A 23,521-nucleotide genomic window follows, 5' to 3' on the forward strand; every position below is an offset into this window, starting at 1 on the left:
GCCTCCAACAATCCCTACGGTCTGGCTAATGGGAGTAGGTAAACGAAGGGCAGCCTCTCTCATCATTTCTAAGGTAATCTCCATAAGTAAAGCCTCTATCACTGGAAGAAACGGAACACGTTCTCTTGATTCTGCGATTGATAAGTAGAGCTGTACAGGAATAACTTCAAAATTAAATGAAATAAACGCCACATAAGTTGCTGGTAACAATAAGGCAATAAAAAAACTTATAAAACGTAATAATCGAACAGAGGAAGATACTAGCCAACGGGTGTTGTAGTCATCTACCCCTTGAAAGAAGGAAATAAAATTTATAGGAGCAATTAAAACACTGGGACTTCGATCCACAACAATGGCGTATCTCCCCTGAAGAATGTGAGATACAGTTGAATCAGGCCTTTCGGTCAAAATGAACTGTGGAAATGGTGAATATGGATTGTCCTCAATAAATTCAATTATTTCACCAGTATTTATAATCGAGTCCACCTCAATATTTTGAATTCTAGTTTCTAATTCCTTAAGTACATCTTGAGAAGCTATATCTCTTAAATATAAAATAGATACTTTGGTCTTTCCTCTACTACCAATTAAAACTTCTTTTAATACTAATTCTCTACTAGGAATATACCTTCGTATTAAAGCTATATTCTGACTAGATGTTTCTACAAATCCTTGATGAGTTCCTTTTAGAGATATTTCATTTCTAGGTTCTGTTATATCCCTTTGTGGCCACCCTTTTGTATTTAGTTGATATCCCGAGTTTAGACCGTGAACTAATAAAATACTATCCCCTTGAAAAATAGCATTTTCGACTTGATTCCAAGTATTAATTGTTTGAACTTCTCCTATTGTGACAGGGAGACCATTACTAATATCAAATGGTTTATGCATCAAAGGGGACAGAATATTATTATGAATAGATTGTGTATCTATTAATCCGGATAAATATATTAAAGCAGCTTCTGATTTATTTACTAGTTGAAATTGACGAATTACCAAATCCGGAGCTTGTTGAAAAAGTATTTGAAGCTTATTTATGTTTTGGAATAAATCACAGTTGATGTTATGATTTTCTACATTTTCTTTCTGTATATTTGAAGTTCTATTGCCTTGATCATTTATAGAATAACGTCCTTGTTTTAAAAATTTAAAAATAGGAAACACAACATGGACTCCCCTCGATAAAACTTTTCAATATGTTTATTGTGTATATTTTAAAAAGATTTATTCCACTACTGACTGCAGGAGCAATTTTTTGCTAACTCAAAAAGCCAATTCAAATCCCGCGTGCTCACTGGGATATACCCTTCACTTTCCTTGAGGAGGGAGTCTTCTTGGCTAAAAAGATAAAGGGGACATATTTCCTTATGCCTTGCACTGTTTACATAAATTTCATCTGTAAGTGTGTCAAGTATCTTCGATATTCATTTACCATACAAAAAGCCCCGCAAGCATAGCACTTAATAAGGAAACTTTTTATATTAAATATTTTTGAAAGCTACTGAAATCAATCTTTAACCAAAATCGAGGCGTGCATATAAAAAGAAGTATCTTTTTGAAGTGGACCATTTTGTTGGAAAATTAAATTCCTATTATTTTATTGTGGTAAATAAGTAGAATAGGTCGTGAATATAATGTGGATATGTTAAGACTTTAATTAGGATAGGAGTGAATAAGCAATTATGATACAAACGATGAGCGTCCTTATTTCTGGTGCGAGCATTGCCGGCCCGGCACTCGCTTACTGGCTTCACCGCCACGGATTCGACGTGACTGTAATAGAACGTGCACCAGCATTGCGCACGGGTGGTTACGGGGTTGATATCCGTGGTGCAGCCATTACGGTGCTTAAGGAGATGGGGATACTTGATCAAGTTCGTGCAGCTGACACGAACTTGACTGGTGTTTACTTCGTGAACAGCAAGGGCAAGTTCGAAGGTCAAATAAGCGAAGCGAGTATGGGGAACCAGCAGGGTCTGGACATAGAAATCATGCGTGACGATCTTAGTAACATTTTGTACGATTTAACCAAGGATACGGTTGAATACATTTGGGGCGATTCGATTACCGCTATACATGAGACTGAAGCTGGTGCAGAAGTTCAATTTATTCATGGCAAGCCACAGACATTTGACCTGGTCATCGGTGCGGACGGGCTCCATTCTAATGTGCGCACCTTAACTTTTGGCGACGAAGCACAGTTTAAACGTACGCTTGGCTGTTATATCTCAATTTTTAACCTCGAGAATTACCTCAACCTCGACCACCGCCAGCTGCTTTATACGATACCAGGCAAAACAGTAGGTATGTATAGCACTCGTGACAATACCGAAGCAAGGGGTATGTTCTTGTTCAAATCAGAGGCATTGAAGTACGACCGCTATGATATAGAATCTCAAAAGAAACTTGTAGAAAATGCCTTCTTAGGCCATACAGGTTGGGAAACCTCACATCTACTCAAAACCATGAGAGATGCGACAGACTTTTATTTTGACGAGATATGCCAGATTTACATGCCGACATGGTCAAAAGGGCGGATTACCTTGGTAGGCGATGCGGCGTATGGCCCATCACCTCTATCGGGTCAAGGCTCTAGCCTGGCGCTTGTCGGGGCTTTTGTATTAGCTGGTGAACTCAAAGCTGCAGATGGCGACTTTGCCCGTGCATTTGTTGCCTATGAACAAAAAATGAGAAAGTTTGTTGAGAAAAATCAAAAAATAGGATTAATAGCTGCCGGGAGTATGATTGAAAAATCAAACTTCAAAATCTTTCTTCGCAATTTAATGTTGCGTATACCAACCATTATGGTTGTACAATTTAAGATGATTTCGAAAATGATAGCGAAAGCTGCTAACGGGATAGAGCTGAAAGATTATTGATATGGATAGTTATAAAGGAGTTTTAACCCAGCATTAATTTATTGATAGTAGGTGGACATAAAATGGTTTGGATAAAAGTGATATGAATAAGGAGAAAAATTCCGATGGATTGCTTAGTTGCAAAAGGTAATATTTATAGTGACGGTACTTACAAAATAGATAGAAAAAGAGCTTACAAAACAGTAGGCTCTTTTTTCTATCTATTTATTTCACTTCAACTTGCTGCCTTACAGCAAGTGCTTTCGGCTTTATATTTACAAAACAAATGCTTACGATAATAAATAAAAGTCCGATGAATAAGCTAATTGTAATGGCCTCATGTAAGAAAATAGAGCTTACAATAATAGCGATAAGAGGGATAAGGAACGTATAAGCCCCAACTTTACTTGCCTCACCAGCTCCTACAAGTGTAAAGTAAGCGAGCCATCCCATTGCAATAACAAAGACTGAGATGAATAGTAGTACACTTACAAATGGTATACTCCAAGCGATGTTAGACCAGCTTTCAAATTCTGAACCAAATCCGATTAAGCAAAGTCCGCCAATAATAAGCTGAAGTGTTACCATCCAAATGGCATTAACGCGGTGTCCAGTTTTCTTAATAAATACTGTGCCGAGTGCCCAGCCGATAGCACAGCCTAAAGCAAGTAGAACACCGATAATAGAAATATGTCCAGTTAAACTACTAGAACTAATAACCCCTACACCAATAAATCCAAGAATAAGTCCGAAAATTTTCAAGCCATACATTGCCTCTTCAAGCCAAATCCATGAGAAAATGCCAAGTAAGACGGGTTGGAGAAATACGATTGCGGAGAATAGTCCGGCGGGCATGTATTGAAGTCCGACAGTTTGTAATCCGTAAAATAAAATAATATTGAGTAAAGATGAAATAAAGTATAGATGCCAAGTTTCCTTTAAATTTAATTGTTTGTATTTCGGTAATGCGAAAATAAGTAGGATAAATCCTCCTATTAATGTTCTAATCCCTGCAAAGAGTACGGGTGGTGTGTAATGCAGAGCAAATTTAGATAACGGCCAATTAATTCCCCACATAATAACGAGAAAGGTAAGAATTATTGTCGCTTTAGTTCGAGAAAGCTGTGTCACTGTAAGACCTCCTTGTTGTTATTCATTTCACTATGATATGATATCGACTATGATAAATAAAATGAATCTTTTTTATAAGGAGTATAAGTGATTAGTTATGACCATTACACAACTTCAAGTTTTAATTAAAACGGTTGAATTAGGGAGTTTTACGAAGGCTGCCGGGATGTTAAATATGACACAGCCAGCTGTAAGTCATGCGATTTCAAGTATTGAGTCAGAGTTAGGAGTTACCATTCTTATACGCGATAAACGAAAAGGGCTAATTGTTACGGATGTTGGAAATAGAATTCTTGTACATATTAGAGAAATCTTAAACGGCGTTGAGAAGATTGAACAAGAAGTGGCGATGGAGAAAGGGCATGAAGTTGGAACAATTCGAATCGGGAGTTTTCCGAGTGCCTCGGCATATTTTTTACCCAAAATGATTAATATCTTTCGTGAAAAGTATCCAAATTTAGAATTAGTTCTTTGCGAGGGTACACTTAAAGAAGTAGAAGATTGGCTAGTATCACGAGTAATTGATATCGGAATTGTTATTTTACCTAATAAAGATATGGAAATCGTGCCCTTAACGAAGGGGAAAATGGTTGTTGTCTTAAGAGAGGATCATCCTCTTTGTAAGAAAGATTCTATTACAATAGATGATTTAGAGAATGAACCAATCATATTATGTAAGGGTGGGTACGAACCACCCATTATCGATATGTTTAAACAAGCGAACGTACCACTTCGGGCCGAATATATAATTTCAACAGTTACAACAGCTTTAAATATGATTCAAGAAGGATTAGGACTCGCAATTTTGGCTGAGTTATCTTTGACGAGTTTACCAAAGAATATACAAACGAGAGAATTGGAACCGCAAGTATGGAGAGAAATCGCTTTAGCTGTTCCTTCATTAAAGGATTCTTCACTCGCTGTACAGCTATTTATTGAAGAATTCCAAGAGTTGTTTGCAGAATAAGAAGGGATGTCTCATATAATGTAATGAGACACCTTTTTTATTTGCTTTAAAAAATCTGTAAAAAAGATTGACTTATCTTTTTGTTGTAACTATAATGATTACATCGAGGTGGTGATCACGATGAAAATTAGTAGCCGCTTTTCTATAGCTGTTCATATGTTATCTATTTTAAAAAATAATCCATCTTCAGTTTGCACTTCAGACTATATGGCCGAAAGTGTAAATACAAATCCGGTAGTAATTCGTAAAATAATGTCTTACTTGAAACAAGCTGGATTTGTTTACGTAAATCGTGGGCCAGGTGGTGCGGGATTATTAAAGGATTTACATGAAATCACATTGTTAGATGTGTATCATGCAGTGAATGTAGTAGAAGAAGACAAACTATTTAACATTCATGAACAACCAAATCCAGATTGTCCAATTGGAGCAAATATTCAAGCTGTGTTAGAAGTTATTTTAATTCAAGCTCAATCTGCGATGGAAGAAGTTTTGAGAAATATTTCGATGGGGCAGTTATTTGAATCTTTACAACAAAAAATGAATGCATAATATGATAATCGCAAGTCTCTAAAAGAGAATGCATATTTTTTTCTTAAAATTGTAACTATTTCAGTTACATCTAAAAATAAAAAGAAGGTAAGGTGTAAAAGATATGACTGTAAAAATGAAAGTATACTCAGATTTTATATGCCCGTTTTGCTTTTTAGCAAAAGGCCCATTAGATGAAGTAGCGAAAGAGAAAGATGTGGAAATCGAATGGATGCCATTTGAATTGCGTCCAAGTCCATATTCTAAAATAGATCCTTGGAACGAACCGGATAAGTTAGGTTCATGGGATGCTTTCATTCGTCCTACTGCGAAGAAATTAGGAATTGAAATGCGCTTACCACGTGTTTCACCGCATCCATATACACATTTAGCTTTCGAAGGATGTCAATTTGCGAAAGAACGTGGACTAGGAAATGAGTATCATCACCGCGTATTCACAGCATTTTTCCAAGAAGAGCAAAACATTGAGGATATTGATGTTTTAACAAAACTGGCGGTAGAAGTAGGACTTCCTGAAGCTGAATTTAAAGATGCTTTAGTAACTCGTAAATATAAAGAGAAGCATCAAGAAGCAATTCAGCATGCATATGATGAAGCGAATATTATGGCGGTACCAACTGTCATGATTGGTGATGAAGTCATTCAAGGGCTTGCTAGTAAAGAAACGTTACAAAGAGTAATTGATAAAGAAATTGAAAAAGATAAAACAAATTCATTTGAGGGAATGAAATGTAATACGGATGGATATTGTTAATTCGTCTTGCATGAAAGAATCATATTGATTTGTTTAAATAAAAAAAACATACATTTGGAGGAATTACTATGTCAGCAACTACAACAAACTTAAAAGAAGCAATTGTGAACCGTCGTTCAATTCGTAAAGTAACAAAGAGCGATGCAATTACGAAAGAAAGAATTGAAGAAGTTTTAAAAACAGCTTTACATGCACCGACTTCTTTCAATATGCAAAGTGGCCGTATGGTTGTATTAATGGATGGAGAGCATGAAAAGTTTTGGGATATCGTAAAAGAAACACTAAGAGCCCGCGTACCAGCAGAAAACTTTGAAGCGACTGTAGAAAGACTAAAAGGCTTCCATGCAGGTGTAGGAACAGTACTATTCTTTGAAGATCAAGCAACGGTAGAAAAAATGCAAGAAAATGCACCATTATATAAAGATCAGTTCCCATTCTGGTCTCATCAAGGAAATGCAATGTTACAACATACTGTATGGATGCTATTATCTGCTGAAGGAATTGGAGCGTCATTACAACATTACAATCCAATCGTAGATGCTGAAGTGAAAGCAACTTGGAACATACCAGCAGAGTGGAGCTTAGTAGGACAAATGCCATTTGGTGAGCCAAATGAACAACCAGGGGAAAGAACATTCTTACCTACTGAAGATGTAGTGAAATTTTATTAAGAAATTCAATATGTAACAAGAAGGGATTTGTTACATACTTATCAAATTTAAAGGACAGCCCATATTATAATATGGGCTGTCCTTTAGCATAATAATGAAAAAGTTGTTATAGGAAAAAATTTCTAAATATGGATTGATGACTTAAAATGAAAAATCTATTGTGTTTATCCCACTATTTGAATGCAGTCCCACTGATTAAAGTTTCACTTTATTTTTTTGAAATGACAGTAAACATCCCCGTCATGTTTGGTGAGTAATCTTTAAAATCATATTTTTCATAGAAAGATTCTTTACCTTGCGATGCAAACAAACCGACAAACGCCTTATCAGGGGCATTCTGATTTAAGTATTCAACCAAGATATGCATTATTTTTTTCCCAATACCATTTTTCTGATAATCTGGATGAACCACTATATCTTGAATATAGAAATAGATAGCCCCATCACCAACAATTCTCCCCATGCCCACAATTTGTTCATTATCTTTGACTGTGATGCAGTGGATAGAATTCTTTAGTGATGTTTCCACCACTTCAAAATTCATATAATTAGTCCATCCAACAGACTCGCACAAATATTTGTACTCTTCCAATGTTGCAATGTTATTTTTAAACTCATATTTCTTCAAAATGTATCCTCCAAGTCCTCAATTTCAACAAATAAATAAATTCGACATTTTTTTATCTATTCCTCTTATGCAACTAAACTCCCTTTAGCTATTTAATTTAGTACAGCTTATTTGTGTTAATTTATAAGAGTTTAGGGAAGAAATATAAGAAATGATCTGGTGAAAAAGGAAGTGGAAATATGAGTGATGAGAAAAAATATACAGTGGTAGGTACTGATGTCGAGGAAGTAAAGCGTTTAAACAAAAATTCAGGTTTAACGTATAACCAAGTGAAGGAATTGTTAGCGAAGCAAATGCAAAAAAGAAATGATTAGATTGAAATAATTAAGCTTTTCATTTAGCATTTTTCTAGAGAGAGTTAAGTAATAGATAACTCTCTTTTTTCAATATGAAAAATCTACTAAGGAGCAACAGTCTAAAAATAGACGTTCTCCTAAAATATAGAGTTGAAAAATAGTTTTTAGAAAAGTATTAGATGAAAAATCCGACATTAGAAAAGAAAAAAAGGATTCTTCCTAATTAGTAAGAAAGATTGTCTATAGAAGTTCATAAAATGTAATATATTCAATTTCCATCCATTGAAGGGGGAGGTTAATTTTTAATGAATGAAGTGAAAAATTTCTTTCGAAGTAGAGGGTTTCAACGGTTTCTCGTTTTAATAATATTAGTGCTTGTATTGTATGGATTAAAAAGTATGATTAATTTAATATTAATTACGTTTATTCTCACGTTTTTGATGGATCGATTTCAAAAGTTTATTTCAAAAAAATTGAAAGTAAATAGGAAAGTGGTTATTGCTGGTTTATATATTGTATTAGTGACGTTTATTGTAACTACACTATATAAATATTTGCCTGTACTAACGATACAAATTTCACAATTAATTTATCAATTTAAATTGTTTTTTCAGAATCCACCTGATAACGAGATAATTAAATATGCACTTTCGACAATTAATGGAATGGAAGTATCGAAATATATCGAACAAGGTGTAGATGTCATATATCAATCGATAGCAAACATAGGAAAAGTCAGTTTACAAATACTACTTTCTCTTATTTTAAGCTTATTTTTCTTATTAGAAAAAGAACGCATTATAGCATTTACTTCGAAATTTAAAGATAGTAAGCTGAAAATTTTTTATGAGGAGATTGCATATTTTGGTGAAAGATTTGCAAGATCGTTCGGAAAAGTAATTGAAGCACAGTTTTTAATTGCGGTTGTCAATTGTGTGCTCACTGTAATTGCACTTGTCATTTTAGGATTTCCGCAGCTTCTTGTATTGGCTGTCATGGTCTTTCTACTCGGTTTGATTCCAGTTGCTGGTGTTATCATTTCATTGTTTCCACTTTGTATCATTGCCTATAACGTCGGCGGGGTTATGTATGTTGTTTACATACTAGTGTTCATTACAGTAATCCACGCTCTTGAAAGTTATTTATTAAATCCAAAATTTATGTCTGCAAAAACGAATTTACCTGTTTTTTATACATTTATGATTCTTATTTTCTCAGAACATTTCCTTGGAATATGGGGGCTTATTATTGGGATTCCAATCTTTATCTTTTTATTAGATGTACTTGATGTAAATAATGATGAACCGATTAATGATACTAGGTGATAGAAAATGAACGATGTTTTCTTTTGATGAAAACATCGTTCATTTGTTATTTTTTCTTTGGAGGAGGTAGTTTAACGAAGGTATTTGCAATTAAAGCTATAATAACAGCAGCAAAAATAAAGACTGCGATTACACCAACTCCCATACCTGCCCATCCTCCTATAAGGAAGATACTTATCGGTATTGCTAACAAGCTTAAAATAAGTAGAATCAATCCGAGATTCTTATCATATTTTTTAGTTGGAAATAGCGTTCTGATGATTAAGAAGAGGAAAAGTATTAAGGATGCTACAGCTAGCAAGAGGATTACAATCGTCCAAGAATCATTCATGAAATCACTCCTTTTTATAGATAATATTACCGTTTAAATTGAGGGGGAACTATAAAAATATAAAAAAGCAATCCAATATAAATTGGATTGCTTTTTTGATTGAAAAATATGATTAAAGAACAGGAGCCATTGTTTCTTTCAATACTTGAACAGAGTGATCGAATTTTAATTCTTCCTCTTCACTTAGTTCAACTTCTAAAATTTCACGAACACCGCCGCGGTTTAAAACAGCAGGTACGCCGATATAAACATCTTGTTGGCCGTATTGACCTTCAAGATATGCTGATACAGTTAATACGCTGTTTTCATTGCTTAAGATTGCTTTCGTAACACGTAAAAGTGACATGCCGATGCCGTAGTATGTAGCACCTTTTCGTTCAATAATGTGATAAGCTGCATCACGAACGTTTACGAAAATATCATCTAAATCTTTTTGGTTATATGTGTTGTCTTTTTCAAGAAGCGTTTGTAGTTTTTGAATACCAATTGATACGTGACTCCACACCGGAAGTTCTGTATCACCGTGCTCTCCGATAATATAAGCGTGAATGTTATGAGGTCCAATATCGAAGTACTCACCTAGCATATAGCGGAAACGAGCAGAATCAAGAGTTGTACCAGAACCGATTACGCGTTCTTTCGGTAATCCAGATTCTTTCCAAGTTACGTAAGTTAAAATATCTACAGGGTTTGTTGCAATTAAGAAGATACCGTCAAAGCCGCTATCCATAATGCTCCGAACAATTTGCTTGAAAATTTTAGCGTTTTTCTCAACTAAATCTAAGCGTGTTTCACCTGGCTTTTGTGGTAATCCAGCTGTAATTACAACAAGATCTGCGTCTTTACAATCTTCATAACTACCTTTCCAAACCTTTGTTGGAGCTGGTGCGAAAGGAACGGCATGGCTTAAGTCCATTGCTTCTCCTTCAGCTTTTGCTTCATTTACATCAACTAAAACAAATTCTTCAGCTACAGCTTGGTTAATCATACAGTAAGCATAACTACATCCAACTGCTCCTGTTCCTACTAATACAACACGGTTAATACCTTTTTTCATTTCAAAATTCCTCGCTATTTCATAAATTTTATTATGTAAGATAATACGTCTTACTTCTATAGTTTCATATCTATTTTATTACATTTTATAAAAGATATTCAAGTGATTGAAAATGTATCCACTCAATTACTGGAATGAAACATAGGAATCCTGTTAAATGAATATAATTCAGTAAAATCCTTCGTAAAGGGGGAATTGGCATGGGGAATCCATTATCGATGGAACAAATGCTTCAAATTGTTCATGAAGGGCTTGCCAAAACGAATAACCCCAAACGGATTACAGTTGCCGGTGCAGGGATATCTGGATTAGTTGCAGCATCTTTATTAAAAGAGGCTGGGCATGAGGTAACGATTATAGAAGCAAATAACAGAATAGGTGGCAGGGTGTATACGATTCGTGAACCATTTAGTGCAGGATTATATTTTAACGCAGGTCCTATGCGTATTCCAGATACTCATGATTTAACTTTAGCCTACATTCGTAAATTTAAACTACCGTTAAACCTTTTTATTAATAAAACTTCTTCAGATATAATTTATACGAATAACAAAAGAACGAGATTGGATGTGTTTGAAAAGGATCCAAGTGTACTTGGATATCCAGTTTTAGATAAAGAAAGAGGGAAAACGGCAGAAGGGTTAATGTTAGAGGTATTGGAACCGATACTTAATTATATTAAGAAAGATCCTGATAAAAACTGGATTATTGTTGAAAAAAAGTATAAAACATATTCGCTCGCTTCATTTTTAACTGAGTATTATTCAGATGGAGCAATAGATATGATCGGAGTACTTCTTGATATGGAAGCATACATGGGAATGTCATTAATTGAAGTATTACGCGAAATGATCTTTTTCACTTCAACGACGAAATATTATGAGATAACGGGCGGGATGGATAAATTACCAAATTCATTTTTACCAGAGCTAAAGGATAATATTTTTATGTCGTATAAAGTAGAAAAAATTATACAGGAAGATAATAAAGTAATGCTGCAAGTAACCCATGAACAAACGTTAAATTCATTTATAGTAACTGGTGACATCGCTATTGTCACAATTCCATTTTCAGCTTTGCGATTTGTAGAAGTCCAGCCATATCATTTATTCTCTTATCATAAAAGGCGGGCAATTCGTGAATTAAATTATATTGCTTCAACTAAAATTGCGATAGAGTTTAAAAGTAGGTTTTGGGAAAGAGCAGGACAATATGGTGGTAAGTCCATTACAGATTTACCTATCCGCTTTACATATTATCCGAGCTACGGCATTCATACACCAGGGGCAGCGATCGTTTTAGCAAGTTATACGTGGACAGATGAGGCATTAACATGGGATAGTCTCTCGCATAGAGAACGTATTCGTTATGCGTTGAAAAATTTAGCGCAAATATATGGAAACGTGGTTTATAGTGAGTATGTTGCAGGAGAATCTTTTAGCTGGAGTCAAAATCCGTATTCTTGCGGAGCATTTACAGCTTTTGAACCAGGGCAAGAGCTTGAAGTATTTCCATATATTACGCCGCCAGCTGGCAGGGTGCACTTTGCAGGAGAACATACGACGTTAACACATGGATGGATGCAAGGAGCGATTGAGTCTGGAATTAGAGTTGCTCATGAAGTGAATGAAAATGAAACGATAATCTAGCAGTTTTGTTTACAAATAGTTGTTCTTTTAATAAAATGATAAATATAAATCGTAATTATTACGCTTTGAATACGTTTAGAATAAAGAAATGGATGGTCGATCGAATGAATAAAGTAGAAATTCATATATTAGGTGGCTTTTTAGGTAGTGGAAAATCAACATTATTACAAAATTTATTGTTAGCAGAGAAAAAGAAGAATAGAAAAGTTGCAGTATTAATGAATGAAATTGGTGAATACTCGGTAGATACAGATATTATTGGAAAAGAGAATGTTTTAAGAGAACTTCTTAAAGGATGTATTTGTTGTACGTTGAAAGAAGAGCTTGAAATACAATTGCATTCATTATATCAGCAAGAAAGACCAGATGTAATTTATATAGAAACAACAGGCGTCGCACATCCAATTGAAGTGTTAGATGCATGTGTATCACCAATTTTAGCACCTTTCCTTGAAGTGAAGTCCATAGTAGTCGTATTAGATGCAGTAAGATGGTTAAACCGAAGTATATTAAGTGCAAATGTACAACAGCTATTACATGAGCAAATGAAATATGGAAGTCATATTCTTATTAATAAATCAGATTTATTAACAGATGAAGATAAAAATAAAGTATTTGAAGATGTAAAAGCAATAAATAATCATGCGAAATTGTTTGAAACAAAGTATTGTAATATATCTTTAAATGATATAGAAGAAGCTGAATTTGTGAGTGATGGAGAACGCGAGACACTTCATGTTAAACAACATTTACATATACAAACAATGACGTATCAATTTACGAAATCGATTGATCAAGAGAAATTGTATGAATGGCTTTCGAATTTACCAGATAGTATTTATCGTGTGAAAGGTTTTGTGAAATTCCATGGAGATAAATACCCTCACTTATTCCAATATTCGTTTGGGGTACCAACTTTACTGGAACAAGACTTCGGTTTCCCGACAAACTTGGTGGTAATAGGGGAAGGGTTAGATAAGAAACAATTGGCTGAAGGGTTAGAGAAAGTGGAACTTAGCTCTAATTAAGATTAAAAGACTAACTTAAAGATAAGTTAGTCTTTTTTGTATGTAGAAAAATACTTGGCGGATTTTGTCTAATGAAAATAATTGTAAAATTCAAAAATAAATTTATAATCAAATCTAAGAGGTGATTCAGGTGTCAGAAAAAATAATAATGGATGTAAAAAATCTAACAACAAAAGGACTGGAAACGAGAGAGAAATTATTGTGTGCTGCAGAAGAGGTGTTTGGTAGTAAAGGATATTATGAGGCTTCTATCGTGAATATTACGCAAGCAGCAAAGGTAGCGCACGGAACTTTCTATAATTACTTTCCAGCTAAAAAAGATATATTTGATGAATTGATTCGTAGATTGAACCGTGAGTTACGCTTAATTATTAAAGAAGAAATGAAGGGGATATCAAGTTATGAAGAGGCGCAAAGAAGAGGTTTTCAGGCATTTTTTCGATGGGTAAAAGATCGTCCTAATCTATATAACATTGTACAACAGGCGGTAGTTGTTGATGATGATTTATATAGATGGTACTATGCAAAGCTCGCAAATGGATTTTTAAAAAGTTTGTCGGCTGGTATGGAAGCGGGAGAGTTTAAACAACTTGATAAAGAAACAATTGCGTATTGTCTTATGTCAATTGGTCAATTTCTAGGAATGCGCTGGGGGTATTGGGAAGAGAAGGATGTTCCGGAGAAGGTATTTGAGGCAGCGATGTCATTAATATTTGAAGGATTGAGAAAAAGATAAGGGAGTGGTAAATATGGAAGGCATTGCTTATTGGATTGAAAAACGAGCATATTTACATCCAGATCGCATTGCCGTTATTACGGAAGAAGAGGAAATAACATATAAACAGTTACATGAGTATGTGAGTAAAGTAGCAGCATATTTAATTTACGACTTAAATGTGCAAAAAGGAGAGCGAGTAGCTATTTTATCACAAAATAGCTTGGAATATATTGTGCTTTTATTTGCTATAGCGAAAGTAGAATGCATTGCTGTTCCACTGAATATAAGGTTAACAGAAAATGAACTTATATTTCAGTTGAAAGATAGTGGAACCACGGTTTTATTTGTAGAGGAAACATTTCAAAATATGGCACTTTCAATGGAGAAGGAATCATATGTACAAAGAGTTCTTTCGATAAAAAATTTAAAGCGAATAGAAAATAGAAACAACCACTATTTTGAGGATATAAATGAAAACGCATCCTTTATTATATGTTACACTTCGGGAACAACAGGAACACCGAAAGGAGCTGTACTTACACAAAAAAATATGTTTTGGAATGCGCTCAATAATACATTTGCGATTGACCTAACTATTCATGATCGCTCCATTGTATTATTGCCTTTATTTCATATTGGTGGGATTGGTTTATTCGCATTCCCAACTTTATTTGCAGGTGGAATAATCATTATTCCAAGAAAATTTGAGCCAATCACAGCGCTTTCCATGATAGAAAAACATAAAGTGACTGTAGTGATGGGAGTGCCTACAATTCATCAAGCATTAATTAATTGTTCAAAGTTTGAAAGTACGAATTTACAATCAGTACGTTGGTTTTATAATGGCGGTGCTCCGTGTCCAGAAGAGTTGATAAGAGAATTTATAGATAGAGGATTTTTATTCGGTCAAGGTTTTGGTATGACTGAAACATCACCAACAGTATTCATGCTTTCAGAAGAAGATGCAAGACGTAAAGTAGGCTCAATTGGAAAACCTGTTCTATTTTGTGATTATGTACTTATCGATGGAAATAAAAATAAAGTTGAAGTTGGTGAAGTTGGAGAGTTAATTATAAGAGGGCCAAATGTAATGAAAGAGTATTGGAATCGGCCAGATGCAACAGAAGAAACTATTCAAGGTGGTTGGTTACATACTGGTGATTTAGCTAAAGTTGATGAAGATGGTTTTGTATACATTGTCGGTAGAAAAAAAGAAATGATAATTTCAGGTGGTGAAAATATTTATCCACTTGAAGTAGAACAAGTCATTAATAGGCTTTCGGATGTATGTGAGGTAGCGGTCGTTGGTACACAACATTTACAGTGGGGAGAGATACCAATCGCTTTTGTTGTGAAAAAGAGTAGCAGTGTATTAACTGAAAAAGAAGTAATTGAACATTGTCTTCTATTTCTAGCAAAATATAAAATTCCAAAAGAAATTGTATTTCTAGAGGAATTACCTAAAAATGCAACTGGTAAAATTCAAAAAGTACAGTTAGCTAATCAATTGAAAAGTAGGTGAAGGGATGACCAAATATAGCGCTGGGCAACAAGCATCTTGTAGTAAAACAATAACAGAAACAGATTTTGTACTATTTGCAGGTTTAAGTGGGGATTTTAACCCAATCCATATTGATCATGAGTATGCGAAACAAACTAGATTTAATCAAAGAATAGCACATGGTTTATTAACTTCTAGTCTATTATCACAATTGTTAGGAGTACATTTGCCAGGAAAGGGTTCTGTTTATATGGAACAAACTATTAAATTTACAACACCAGTTTTTATAGGAGATACGATTACAGCTACGGCTACAGTACAAGAGTTTATTATCGAAAAGAGAGTAATAAAATTGTTAACAGAGTGTCATAATCAAAAAGGAGATTTAGTTTTAACAGGTGTAGCTACTATGATGGTGCCAAAAGAAGGAGGAGTAGTCTAATGAATATCGGGATTGAAGCGACAGGAGTATTCTTCCCAAAAGGCGTAGAGACAGCTGCAGACCTATCTAAAAAAACAGGTATCCCTGAGAATATTATTATAGAAAAATTTGGGCTATATGAAAAGCATGTCGCAGACGAAACGATGCATGCATCAGATTTAGCTATTGCTGCTGCAAAGCCAATATTACTACAAGTTAATCCTCAATCTATTGATGTAGTCATTTATTTTGGCAGTCCACATAAAGATTACCACGTATGGTCTAGTGCCCCAAAAATTCAGCATGAACTTGGATTGAAGAATGCTTATGCTTTTGAAATTATGAATGTTAGTTCTTGCTTTCCAATTGCTCTCAAAGTCGCAAAAGATATGCTCTACTCTGATAAATCAATTGAAAACATATTATTAGTAGGTGGATGTAAAGAATCTCAAATTGTAGATTATGATAATCCACGCTCACGTTTCATGTTTAATTTCGCTGATGGCGGAAGTGCAGCCTTAGTAAAAAAAGGCGCTAGCAACGGTGAAATATTAGGAAGTGCTATTATAACGGATGGTTCATTTCATGAAGATGTACGTATTCCAGCAGGTGGATCGAAACAAATTGCTAGCTATGATACGGTTGAGAATCGACAACATTATATCGATGTAATAGATCCTATTAGTATGAAAGAACGTTTAGATCTGGTTTCAACTCCTAATTTTGAAAAGGTTATTCGGGAGGCGTTAAGAAAAAGTGGATTAACTCCCAAAGATATTAAAGTATTATTACCACTGCATACAAAACGTTCTATGTTAATAGAATTGTTACAAGGATTGGGATTAGTAGAAGAACAAGTTGTATATTTAGATCATCATGGGCATATGTCAGCGCTTGATCCGTGTATCGGTCTTCACATTGCAAATGAACAAGGGAAATTACAGCCTGGAGATATTGCAGTAGCGGTTAGTGCAGGTACTGGGTATACTTGGGCAGCTACTGTGATTAGGTGGTGAAAGTCCTATATGAACTTGTGAGAAATGGAGGTATTTGGAAAGTGGTGGCGAATGTAGAAGTACTTCGTTAAATTCTTTTAACAAATTTGTTTGTATTTTTCAAAGAAAAAGTCATAATTACGGATGGGTTATTTTGGCGTATTTGATTCTATCAGAAAGAAAAATATGGGGAGGATCACAATGTCGATGAAAAAACGTAAATGGCTAAAAACGGTGGTTACTGGTTGTGTTTTAGGGTCGTTATTAGTAACAGCAGCTTGTTCAGGAAAGAAGACAAGTACAGAAGATGAAAAAACGATTAAGGTAGGGGTTCTTGCTTCGTTAACAGGTCCATTAGAATCATATGGAAAACAAACGGTAAATGGATTTGAATTAGGGTTAGACTATGCAACTGGTGGAACAGGGAAAGTAGAAGGAAAGAAGATTAAGTTTGTTGTAGAAGATACGGAAACAAAAGCAGATGTAGCGGTTAAGAAGGCTACGAAATTATTAGAAGAAGAGAAAGTTGACTTTTTAGTCGGATCATCTAGTTCAAGTGATACATTAGCAGTTTTACCACTAGCTGAAGAGTATAAAAAGATTATGGTTGTAGAACCGGCAGTTGCTGATAGTATTACCGGGAAGAACTGGAATAAATATATTTTTAGAACAGGAAGAAACTCTTCGCAAGATGCGATTGCTGGGGCTGCCTCAATTGCTAAAAAAGATGTAAAGATTGCGACGTTTGCTCCAGATAATGCTTTCGGTCGTGAAGGAATTGCAGCATTTAAAGCGGGAGCGAAGAAATTAGGTGCGAATATTGTAAACGAGCAATACGCGGATACGAATTCAACTGATTTCACTGCAAATATTCAAAATATTATTAGCTCAAAACCAGATTATTTATTTATCGTTTGGGCAGGTGCGAATTCACCGTGGAAACAGTTGAAAGATATGAATGTGGAAGCGCAAGGCATTAAAATTTCTACTGGTGCACCTGATATACCAGCATTAAAAACGATGGATGCGCTAATAGGGATGCAAGGGTTTTCCGTTTATTATCACTCACTTCCTAAAAATAAGGTGAACGATTGGTTAGTAGAAGAACATAAAAAACGATTTAATGGTGCTGTTCCAGATCTGTTTACAGCAGGAGGAATGTCAGCAGCAATTTCTATCGTCGAAGCTGTAAAGAAAACGAAGGGCGATACAGATGTAGATACACTTATTAAGAAAATGGAAGGGATGGAATTTGAGACACCGAAAGGAAAGATGAAATTTAGAGAGAAGGATCATCAAGCATTACAAGCTCTTTATTCTATAACGCTGAAAAAGCAAGAGGGTGTTGATTATCCAGTACCAGTGTTAGAACGAGAATTAACAATGAAAGAAACAGAACCGTCTGTTCAAAATAAATAGACTGAATTTTCTGTTGTTTTTTGTATGAAGAGGGGATACCCTCTTTATACTTATTTCTTTCATAAACATGGTTTTCAGTGGGAGGGATTTCATGACACATTTGTTAGAGACGAAAAATCTTTGTGTATCTTTTGGGGATCATCATGTTATTAAGGATGTTAATTTAACGGTACAAAAAGGAAAGCTCATTTCAATTATTGGACCGAATGGTGCTGGAAAGACAACACTATTCAATTTACTAAGTGGGCAAATTTCTCCGACGAAAGGTGAAGTTTATTTTAAAGGGCAGGATATTACAAAATTATCAATTTCAGATCGAACGCGTTTGGGGATTGGTCGTTCTTTTCAGTTGACAAATATTTTTCCAGAGCTAACAGTACTTGAAAATGTGCGTCTAAGTGTTCAATCGTTTGTTCAGGATTATTACAGTTTCTTTCCGAATGCAGCCAAGTTAAAGCAGCAAACTGGAGAAGCGAGACGTCTTTTGAAGACAGTACTCCTTCACGAGAAAGGGGACGTATTAGCTAAAGACTTAGCTCACGGAGAAAAAAGAAAGTTAGAGCTTGCTATGTTGTTAGCATTAAAGACAGATGTATTACTACTAGATGAGCCGACAGCAGGTATTTCAGTTGAGGAAGTTCCGGCTATATTACAAGTAATCGAAAATATTAAAAAGAATCCAGAGAGCACAATCGTACTTATCGAACACAAAATGGATATGGTGCTAGATTTATCAGATCGTCTTATCGTTTTATTTCATGGTGAGTTATTGGCTGAAGGATTGCCAGAAGAAATGATGAAAGACGAACGAGTACAAAGTGCTTATTTAGGGGGATTATATAGTGGCACTACTACAAGTGAATAATATAGAGACGTATTTAGATCAGTTTCATATTTTACAAGGAGTGTCCCTTTCGGTTGAGAAGGGAACGATTACAGTATTGTTTGGAAGAAATGGAGCTGGAAAAACAACAACATTGCGCTCGGTTATGGGGTTTCACCGGATAGCAAATGGAGAAGTTTATTATGATAACACAAAAGTAAATGGATTATCTACACATTTAATTTCAAGAAAAGGTATAGGGTATGTACCAGAAAATCAAGGTATTTTTCATGATTTAACAGTAGAAGAGACATTCGCACTTGCTAGGGGAAAAAATGGGGAAGAAGCTGAAGAGAAGATAGAATGGATGCTCGAACTATTTCCAGATTTAAAGCAATTTTGGTATAAAAAAAGTGGACTATTAAGTGGGGGACAAAAGCAAATGTTGGCAATTTCAAGAGCATTTATTAATAGTGATGGACTATTGCTTATTGATGAGCCGAGTAAAGGGCTATCTCCAATAATGATAGAAAAATTAATGGTAGCTATTTTGAAAATGAAGGAAAAAACGACTGTTTTACTTGTTGAACAAAATTTTATGATGGCTAGTCAAATCGGTGATTATTTTTACATTATGGATAATGGGCGTATTGTGCATAACGGTTTCATGGAGGAACTGCGAGAGGATAAGGAAACATGTCATAAATATTTAGGTATTTCTTAACATTGATACGGGGGGATAGAACGTGGATGTGCTAATTAACTTATTTGTAAACGGCGTTTCGACAGGGATGCTTATTTTTTTATTAGCGTCTGGTCTATCACTTATTTTCGGTTTAATGAGCGTACTAAATTTTGCGCATGGTGGTTTGTTTGCATGGGGAGCATTTACAGGCGTTTGGTTATTTAATATGACAGATAGTTATTTATTAGCGCTAATTGGCGCAGTCGCTATGGGTATGTTTCTTGGTTTCATTTTAGAAAGATTTCTTATTAGACCAGTGTATGGAAACCATGTTCGGCAGCTTCTCGTTACACTCGGAGGAATGCTCGTCCTTAGCGAGTGCATCAAAATATTTTGGGGTCCTAATCCAATTGCTGCAAAATTACCGTTATGGCTTCAAGGAAGTTTTACATTTGGAGGAGTTATCTTAATAAAATATCGCCTATTCGTTATTTTAGTTGGGATACTAATTTACATCGCTTTACTATTATTGCTGAAAAAAACAAAGATAGGACTTATGATTCGCGCGGGTGTAATGGATAAAGAGATGGTTCAAGCTCTCGGTATTAACGTAAAAGCGATATTCTCATTTGTCTTTTTATTAGGAGCAGGAATGGCAGCATTAGGTGGTTTCCTACTTGCACCATATTCAGGCGTTATTTTCGCCGAGATGGGCATGCAGTATGCGATTTTAGCTTTTATAGTAGTAATAATTGGAGGGTTAGGTAGTGTACAAGGTTCAGCTCTAGCTTCTTTAATCGTCGGATTAGCCGGTGCTTTTACAGCGTATTTTATACCAGATTTATCTCTTGCAATTAATATGTTAATGTTACTATTTTTCTTAATAGTGAAGCCGACGGGACTCGTTGGTGAAAAGGGGTGACATGGTGAACAGCATATCGGGTCGAATTAAAGTATACTTCGGAGTTTTTATGCTCATTTGTTTAAGTGTATTTCCATTCGTAAATGATTCACGGAGCTTGTTAATTTTGTTCACTCAAATTTTCATCTTTGCTATTTTCGCTATGAGTTTTGATGTTCTCCTTGGATATACGGGTATTGTTTCATTCGGTCATTGTATGTTCTTTGGAATAGGGGCGTATGGTGTGGCACTCTTATTTGATCGGCAAGGGGTGTCTATAGTGAACTTTTTTATAGGAATAGCAGCCGCTATTGTTGTATCAGCTATCGTTAGTTATATAATCGGTATGCTTTCATTACGTTTGAAAAGTCATTTTTATGCAATGTTAACACTCGCTATTTCTCAGTTATTTTTTGTACTTGCTGAAAAATGGCGTTCGCTGACTCACGGAGGAGATGGATTTACATTTCGTGTACCAGATATATTCCGTGATCGTTTTACGTATTATTACGTAACACTTATATGTTTAATTAGCATCTTCATTTTATTACGTCTTTTCACAAAGTCTTCTATTGGAAAAGTATTAAAGGCAATTTCACAAAATGAACAACGTGTTGAAGCACTTGGATATAAAGTTCTCCATTATAAAATTATCGCAAGTGTAGTGGCAGGAGTAGTAGCTGCAATTAGCGGTGGTTTATTCGTTATCACATTGCGTTTTGTAAATACAACGGTATTTTCAATTGAAATGACACTAAACGCATTATTGATGACAATGATTGGAGGAGTTGGAACGTTAATCGGAGCAATCGCTGGAGCTGGGATTATTGAATCACTGAAATACTATTTATCAGAACTAGCGACGGAGTATCCGATTTTTGAAAGATGGACGATTATACTTGGTTTATTATATATTATCGTGCTACTAGTTTTTCCAAAAGGATTAGTTGGAACAGTTAAGAAGTTGAAGAATTTTAAAAGGGATAAGAAGGAGAAGAGTACAGGGGTGGAGCAGAACGTTTAAACCCTTTGGAATAAGGTTTTGGTAATAAGGAATAGCTCTATATAAGATAAAAAGGTTTTAGGTGAAGCTATATAATATGAAGTCCCTCCTTTAACTTATCTAAAGGAGGGTTTGCCATTTCTAGAAAAGAACTCTGGTGTATGGAATTCGTGGGATTGTTGTTTTGTATAAAAGTCTATTGCGTTAATTAAATAGTTCAATTGATGCTAATTTATTATTTCTAATTGGAAAAACAGATGGGTAAGCTTTCTAGGATCAAATATGTATTTACTCTTTACTTGCTTTTTTATCACTTGAGTGGTAAAGTGATAGTAAGATTCACGATAGGAAGTGACAATATATGCGTGAAAATACGATAGGATCGTTAATCTGGTTACGTTTAATACGGTTTACGAACCAAAGTAATCAGATGTCAAATGAGTTTTTGAAACGTTTTGATTTGACGACAGCTCAATTTGATGTACTTATGCAAATACGGATTTATCAGCCCCTTACACAAATGGAGTTAGCCGAAAAAGTTACTGTGACGCAAGGTGGTATTTCTAGAATGTTAACACGTCTTGAAAAAGAAGAGTATATAGTACGTAAACAAGATTGGAAAACGAAAATGATTAGCCTTACTGAGAAGGGTGAAGCAGTATTAGAAGGAGCATTGCCAGAGCAACTTGCATTTCAATCATCCTTTTTTGATGATGTATTAGATGAGGAAGAACAGAAAATACTATACGCGTTAATGACAAAAGTTCATAAGCATAGTGAAAAAAAAGAATTACCACATGAGTAATTTTTTTTACATTATCAATTGACTAATCAAGTGATGATTAGAGGAGGAAATATTATGTATACAATTCCAGGGCATCACCACATTTCTATGGTGACAAAAAATGCGAAAACAAATAATGATTTTTATCAAAAAGTATTAGGATTACGCCGAGTGAAAAAGACAGTCAATCAAGATAATCCATTTATGTATCATTTGTTTTATGGCGATTTAACAGGGAGTGCTGGAACTGAATTATCATTTTTTGAAATACCGAATGTAGGAAGAACAATCCGTGGTACAAATGCAATAACACAAATAGGCTTGCTCGTACCTTCAATAGAAAGTCTTACATTTTGGAAGAGACGTTTTGAGTCGCTCCAGGTGGCGCATGGGGAAATTACAACTTACGCCGGAAGAGACGCACTGCACTTTGAAGATCCAGATGGCCTACGGTTAGTGCTGTTAAATAATAAAGGTGAAGAGGTGCCTGAATATTGGACTGGATGGGATGAATCTTCTGTAGAGCAGAATCATCGTATTTTAGGTATGGGAACAGTTGAAATGACAGTGCGCAGTTTAAATAAATTATCAAAAACATTAACAGGCTTGTTTAGTTATAAAGAAGTATCTCGTTCAGACGATGAGGGGATTTATCAATCTATTGCTGGTCAATCTTTTGGAGAAATTTTGGTGAAACAGCAAGTGGGAGAGAGTGAAAGACCTGGAAAAGGAAGTATTCATCATTTAGCTATTCGTGTAAAAAATGATGAAGAACTGAGTTATTGGAATGAAGCGGTGAAAGATAAAGGGTTCCAATCAACAGGGATCATCGATCGCTTTTATTTTAAAAGTTTATATTTCCGTGAGTCAAATGGCATTTTATTTGAGATTGCGACGGATGGACCAGGATTTACAGTAGATTCAGCAGTTGAAGAATTAGGAAAAGAGCTGGATTTACCACCATTTTTAGAAGAGAGAAGAAAAGAGATTGAAGAGAAATTAATACCACTTGATTAAAAGGGAG

The 23,521-nt window shown here is 35.1% G+C and carries 25 protein-coding genes; 20 read left to right on the top strand and 5 right to left on the bottom strand.

Annotated features, from left to right (window positions below):
• A partial coding sequence (locus tag JTF23_RS02305) for a spore germination protein (RefSeq protein WP_204207997.1) occupies positions 1 to 1,164 on the bottom strand: 1,164 nt, incomplete at its 3' end.
• Between the two features lie 518 nt (positions 1,165 to 1,682).
• Between JTF23_RS02305 and JTF23_RS02310 the strand changes: the two genes are divergently transcribed.
• Entirely contained in the window at positions 1,683 to 2,879 is a 1,197-nt protein-coding gene (locus JTF23_RS02310; protein WP_088078338.1) for an FAD-dependent monooxygenase, read from the top strand.
• A gap of 204 nt (positions 2,880 to 3,083) precedes the next feature.
• Here JTF23_RS02310 and JTF23_RS02315 read toward each other — a convergent pair whose 3' ends face one another.
• On the bottom strand, positions 3,084 to 3,989 hold the full coding sequence (locus JTF23_RS02315; RefSeq protein ID WP_002158303.1) for a DMT family transporter: 906 nt from the start codon (positions 3,987 to 3,989) through the stop codon (positions 3,084 to 3,086).
• Positions 3,990 to 4,086: 97 nt separating this feature from the next.
• On the opposite strand from JTF23_RS02315, the gene JTF23_RS02320 reads away from it, so the two are divergent.
• The 4 genes from JTF23_RS02320 (at position 4,087) to JTF23_RS02335 (ending at position 6,933) form a co-directional block, all read left to right on the top strand.
• On the top strand, positions 4,087 to 4,956 hold the full coding sequence (locus JTF23_RS02320; RefSeq protein ID WP_204207998.1) for a LysR family transcriptional regulator: 870 nt from the start codon (positions 4,087 to 4,089) through the stop codon (positions 4,954 to 4,956).
• 120 nt (positions 4,957 to 5,076) lie between these two features.
• A complete protein-coding gene (locus JTF23_RS02325) occupies positions 5,077 to 5,508 on the top strand; it encodes an Rrf2 family transcriptional regulator (RefSeq protein WP_204207999.1) in 432 nt (143 codons plus the stop codon).
• Positions 5,509 to 5,611: 103 nt separating this feature from the next.
• Positions 5,612 to 6,262, top strand: a complete 651-nt coding sequence (locus JTF23_RS02330) for a DsbA family oxidoreductase (RefSeq protein WP_070139134.1) — start codon at positions 5,612 to 5,614, stop codon at positions 6,260 to 6,262.
• A gap of 68 nt (positions 6,263 to 6,330) precedes the next feature.
• A complete protein-coding gene (locus JTF23_RS02335; RefSeq protein ID WP_204208000.1) occupies positions 6,331 to 6,933 on the top strand; it encodes a nitroreductase family protein in 603 nt (200 codons plus the stop codon).
• A gap of 208 nt (positions 6,934 to 7,141) precedes the next feature.
• Here the strand turns inward: JTF23_RS02335 and JTF23_RS02340 are convergent, their stop codons facing one another.
• Positions 7,142 to 7,561 carry a GNAT family N-acetyltransferase gene (locus JTF23_RS02340; protein ID WP_204208001.1) on the bottom strand — a complete coding sequence of 140 codons (420 nt, stop codon included), beginning with the start codon at positions 7,559 to 7,561 and terminating at the stop codon, positions 7,142 to 7,144.
• A gap of 179 nt (positions 7,562 to 7,740) precedes the next feature.
• On the opposite strand from JTF23_RS02340, the gene JTF23_RS28085 reads away from it, so the two are divergent.
• Complete coding sequence (locus JTF23_RS28085; RefSeq protein ID WP_002118339.1) at positions 7,741 to 7,875, top strand: hypothetical protein; 135 nt, start codon at positions 7,741 to 7,743, stop codon at positions 7,873 to 7,875.
• A 287-nt stretch (positions 7,876 to 8,162) separates the two neighbouring features.
• On the top strand, positions 8,163 to 9,182 hold the full coding sequence (locus tag JTF23_RS02345; protein ID WP_204208002.1) for an AI-2E family transporter: 1,020 nt from the start codon (positions 8,163 to 8,165) through the stop codon (positions 9,180 to 9,182).
• A 46-nt stretch (positions 9,183 to 9,228) separates the two neighbouring features.
• Here JTF23_RS02345 and JTF23_RS02350 read toward each other — a convergent pair whose 3' ends face one another.
• Positions 9,229 to 9,513, bottom strand: coding sequence for a YesK family protein (locus tag JTF23_RS02350; RefSeq protein WP_002158296.1), 285 nt, complete (start codon positions 9,511 to 9,513; stop codon positions 9,229 to 9,231).
• Between the two features lie 112 nt (positions 9,514 to 9,625).
• On the bottom strand, positions 9,626 to 10,570 hold the full coding sequence (locus JTF23_RS02355; protein ID WP_002012312.1) for an L-lactate dehydrogenase: 945 nt from the start codon (positions 10,568 to 10,570) through the stop codon (positions 9,626 to 9,628).
• 200 nt (positions 10,571 to 10,770) lie between these two features.
• Between JTF23_RS02355 and JTF23_RS02360 the strand changes: the two genes are divergently transcribed.
• The 13 genes from JTF23_RS02360 to JTF23_RS02420 all read left to right on the top strand — a co-directional run bounded on the left by JTF23_RS02360 (position 10,771) and on the right by JTF23_RS02420 (position 23,514).
• Positions 10,771 to 12,219, top strand: coding sequence for a flavin monoamine oxidase family protein (locus JTF23_RS02360; RefSeq protein WP_204208003.1), 1,449 nt, complete (start codon positions 10,771 to 10,773; stop codon positions 12,217 to 12,219).
• Between the two features lie 104 nt (positions 12,220 to 12,323).
• A complete protein-coding gene (locus tag JTF23_RS02365; RefSeq protein ID WP_204208004.1) occupies positions 12,324 to 13,247 on the top strand; it encodes a CobW family GTP-binding protein in 924 nt (307 codons plus the stop codon).
• Positions 13,248 to 13,377: 130 nt separating this feature from the next.
• Complete coding sequence (locus tag JTF23_RS02370) at positions 13,378 to 13,983, top strand: TetR/AcrR family transcriptional regulator (protein WP_002158292.1); 606 nt, start codon at positions 13,378 to 13,380, stop codon at positions 13,981 to 13,983.
• 13 nt (positions 13,984 to 13,996) lie between these two features.
• Positions 13,997 to 15,487: an o-succinylbenzoate--CoA ligase gene (locus JTF23_RS02375; RefSeq protein ID WP_204208005.1), complete on the top strand. Its 1,491-nt coding sequence runs from the start codon at positions 13,997 to 13,999 to the stop codon at positions 15,485 to 15,487.
• A gap of 4 nt (positions 15,488 to 15,491) precedes the next feature.
• The gene (locus tag JTF23_RS02380; protein ID WP_002158290.1) at positions 15,492 to 15,908 is read left to right on the top strand and encodes a MaoC family dehydratase; all 417 of its coding nucleotides are present in this window, start codon (positions 15,492 to 15,494) and stop codon (positions 15,906 to 15,908) included.
• Positions 15,908 to 16,903, top strand: a complete 996-nt coding sequence (locus JTF23_RS02385) for a 3-oxoacyl-ACP synthase (RefSeq protein WP_002158289.1) — start codon at positions 15,908 to 15,910, stop codon at positions 16,901 to 16,903. The genes JTF23_RS02380 and JTF23_RS02385 overlap by 1 nt, the downstream gene beginning before the upstream one ends.
• A gap of 180 nt (positions 16,904 to 17,083) precedes the next feature.
• Positions 17,084 to 18,301, top strand: coding sequence for a substrate-binding domain-containing protein (locus tag JTF23_RS02390; protein ID WP_204208006.1), 1,218 nt, complete (start codon positions 17,084 to 17,086; stop codon positions 18,299 to 18,301).
• A 91-nt stretch (positions 18,302 to 18,392) separates the two neighbouring features.
• Positions 18,393 to 19,166 (top strand): ABC transporter ATP-binding protein, encoded by a 774-nt coding sequence (locus JTF23_RS02395; RefSeq protein ID WP_078180881.1) that lies wholly within the window; start codon positions 18,393 to 18,395, stop codon positions 19,164 to 19,166.
• Positions 19,144 to 19,848, top strand: a complete 705-nt coding sequence (locus JTF23_RS02400; RefSeq protein ID WP_002200863.1) for a branched-chain amino acid ABC transporter ATP-binding protein — start codon at positions 19,144 to 19,146, stop codon at positions 19,846 to 19,848. Before JTF23_RS02395 ends, JTF23_RS02400 begins: the two co-directional genes overlap by 23 nt.
• Positions 19,849 to 19,870: 22 nt before the next feature.
• The gene (locus tag JTF23_RS02405; protein WP_002158285.1) at positions 19,871 to 20,731 is read left to right on the top strand and encodes a branched-chain amino acid ABC transporter permease; all 861 of its coding nucleotides are present in this window, start codon (positions 19,871 to 19,873) and stop codon (positions 20,729 to 20,731) included.
• Positions 20,732 to 20,780: 49 nt separating this feature from the next.
• Entirely contained in the window at positions 20,781 to 21,734 is a 954-nt protein-coding gene (locus JTF23_RS02410) for a branched-chain amino acid ABC transporter permease (protein WP_204208182.1), read from the top strand.
• Between the two features lie 340 nt (positions 21,735 to 22,074).
• Positions 22,075 to 22,518, top strand: coding sequence for a MarR family winged helix-turn-helix transcriptional regulator (locus JTF23_RS02415; RefSeq protein ID WP_002158279.1), 444 nt, complete (start codon positions 22,075 to 22,077; stop codon positions 22,516 to 22,518).
• Between the two features lie 54 nt (positions 22,519 to 22,572).
• Entirely contained in the window at positions 22,573 to 23,514 is a 942-nt protein-coding gene (locus tag JTF23_RS02420) for a ring-cleaving dioxygenase (protein ID WP_204208007.1), read from the top strand.
• The last annotated feature ends 7 nt before the right edge of the window (positions 23,515 to 23,521 follow it).

The sequence above is a fragment of the Bacillus sp. RIT 809 genome, assembly GCF_016892495.1.
Classification (GTDB): Bacteria; Bacillota; Bacilli; order Bacillales; family Bacillaceae_G; genus Bacillus_A; species Bacillus_A cereus_U.

Excerpts from the sequence above, each read along its gene's own strand:
- JTF23_RS02395 (WP_078180881.1), top strand. The coding sequence starts at position 18,393 with ATGACACATTTGTTAGAGACGAAAAATCTTTGTGTATCTTTTGGGGAT.
- JTF23_RS02345 (WP_204208002.1), top strand. The coding sequence starts at position 8,163 with ATGAATGAAGTGAAAAATTTCTTTCGAAGTAGAGGGTTTCAACGGTTT.
- JTF23_RS02355 (WP_002012312.1), bottom strand. The coding sequence starts at position 10,570 with ATGAAAAAAGGTATTAACCGTGTTGTATTAGTAGGAACAGGAGCAGTT.
- JTF23_RS02310 (WP_088078338.1), top strand. The coding sequence starts at position 1,683 with ATGATACAAACGATGAGCGTCCTTATTTCTGGTGCGAGCATTGCCGGC.
- JTF23_RS02360 (WP_204208003.1), top strand. The coding sequence starts at position 10,771 with ATGGGGAATCCATTATCGATGGAACAAATGCTTCAAATTGTTCATGAA.
- JTF23_RS02375 (WP_204208005.1), top strand. The coding sequence starts at position 13,997 with ATGGAAGGCATTGCTTATTGGATTGAAAAACGAGCATATTTACATCCA.
- JTF23_RS02335 (WP_204208000.1), top strand. The coding sequence starts at position 6,331 with ATGTCAGCAACTACAACAAACTTAAAAGAAGCAATTGTGAACCGTCGT.
- JTF23_RS02415 (WP_002158279.1), top strand. The coding sequence starts at position 22,075 with ATGCGTGAAAATACGATAGGATCGTTAATCTGGTTACGTTTAATACGG.
- JTF23_RS02420 (WP_204208007.1), top strand. The coding sequence starts at position 22,573 with ATGTATACAATTCCAGGGCATCACCACATTTCTATGGTGACAAAAAAT.
- JTF23_RS02350 (WP_002158296.1), bottom strand. The coding sequence starts at position 9,513 with ATGAATGATTCTTGGACGATTGTAATCCTCTTGCTAGCTGTAGCATCC.
- JTF23_RS02325 (WP_204207999.1), top strand. The coding sequence starts at position 5,077 with ATGAAAATTAGTAGCCGCTTTTCTATAGCTGTTCATATGTTATCTATT.
- JTF23_RS02365 (WP_204208004.1), top strand. The coding sequence starts at position 12,324 with ATGAATAAAGTAGAAATTCATATATTAGGTGGCTTTTTAGGTAGTGGA.
- JTF23_RS02385 (WP_002158289.1), top strand. The coding sequence starts at position 15,908 with ATGAATATCGGGATTGAAGCGACAGGAGTATTCTTCCCAAAAGGCGTA.
- JTF23_RS02390 (WP_204208006.1), top strand. The coding sequence starts at position 17,084 with ATGTCGATGAAAAAACGTAAATGGCTAAAAACGGTGGTTACTGGTTGT.
- JTF23_RS28085 (WP_002118339.1), top strand. The coding sequence starts at position 7,741 with ATGAGTGATGAGAAAAAATATACAGTGGTAGGTACTGATGTCGAGGAA.
- JTF23_RS02330 (WP_070139134.1), top strand. The coding sequence starts at position 5,612 with ATGACTGTAAAAATGAAAGTATACTCAGATTTTATATGCCCGTTTTGC.
- JTF23_RS02410 (WP_204208182.1), top strand. The coding sequence starts at position 20,781 with ATGCTCATTTGTTTAAGTGTATTTCCATTCGTAAATGATTCACGGAGC.
- JTF23_RS02320 (WP_204207998.1), top strand. The coding sequence starts at position 4,087 with ATGACCATTACACAACTTCAAGTTTTAATTAAAACGGTTGAATTAGGG.
- JTF23_RS02380 (WP_002158290.1), top strand. The coding sequence starts at position 15,492 with ATGACCAAATATAGCGCTGGGCAACAAGCATCTTGTAGTAAAACAATA.